We start from the raw sequence: 250 nt of genomic DNA on the forward strand, positions 1-250 counted from the left end.
GTCGAGGCGCTCGGCCCACTCGCGATGGCTGTCTTCGAAGAAGGGCCAGTTGAGGAAGGAGCGGTCAGGCATGGGTGCCTCCGCAATTGAGGCGTTGCGCTCTACGGTGCCCCCCTCTGTCCTGCCGACGTCTCCACGGAATGCATCATCCCTCAATCCCCCTCGAACACCGGCTTTTCCTTGGCCACGAACGCCTTGTAGGCGCGCTCGAAGTCGCGGGTCTGCATGCAGATCGCTTGCGCCTGCGCTT

The 250-nt window shown here is 63.6% G+C and carries 1 pseudogene; it reads right to left on the minus strand.

What is annotated here, in order from left to right:
* Positions 1-152: 152 nt before the first annotated feature.
* Positions 153-250: pseudogene (locus tag NP503_RS33235) on the minus strand (enoyl-CoA hydratase); the annotation flags it as partial.

It is taken from the genome of Mesorhizobium sp. SEMIA396 (assembly GCF_024518615.1).
Classification (GTDB): domain Bacteria; phylum Pseudomonadota; class Alphaproteobacteria; order Rhizobiales; family Rhizobiaceae; genus Mesorhizobium.